This is a genomic window from Acidimicrobiales bacterium (genome assembly GCA_030747595.1).
In the GTDB taxonomy this organism is placed as follows: Bacteria; Actinomycetota; Acidimicrobiia; order Acidimicrobiales; family MedAcidi-G1; genus UBA9410.
This window is the reverse complement of record JASLKK010000078.1, coordinates 1-532: the sequence shown is the minus strand read 5'-3', so window position 1 is coordinate 532 and position 532 is coordinate 1. Positions and strand designations below refer to the sequence as shown.

At 63.7% G+C, this 532-nt stretch carries 1 protein-coding gene; it reads left to right on the top strand.

Annotated elements, in window-relative coordinates; genetic code table 11:
* A partial coding sequence (locus QF777_12200; GenBank protein MDP6912286.1) for an amidohydrolase family protein occupies positions 1-426 on the top strand: 426 nt, incomplete at its 5' end.
* Between the last annotated feature and the right edge of the window lie 106 nt (positions 427-532).

Sequence of the window (532 nt, the reverse complement as noted above, 5' to 3'; positions counted from 1 at the left end):
AAGAAGATGGGTTCCCGGATGAAGGGCTTGATCTCCCGCCTGCCTTCGGAGTACTTCGGCGACAACGTGTTCATCGGCGCCTCGACCATGTCCCGCGAGGAGGTTCGTCGTCGCCACGTCAACGGCATCGATGCTCTCATGTGGGGAACCGACTACCCGCACCCCGAGGGGTCGTGGCCCAACACCCGGGCCCGCCTGAGAAACGACTTCCAGGATGCGACCGTCGAGGACACCCGTCGCTTATTAGGCCTGAACGCGGTCGACTGCTACGGCTTGGACGAGGTCGGCCTTCGGGCCGTGGCCGACCGGATCGGCCCAACCCCAGCCGACTTGGGACAGTCGCCGGATCTGCGTACTGAGCCCGACGCCACCCGCACCGCCCGTTGGTGGCTGGACGAGTACGGCTGCGAGATGCAGTACGCCTGAGACCAGAATTCTGAGACTGGCACCTTGGTATAGGTACCGGGACGAGTAGGAAAACGGAGGACGAACAGTGTCCGAGCAGAGCAATCAGGAGCCGAACGGGTCCGAC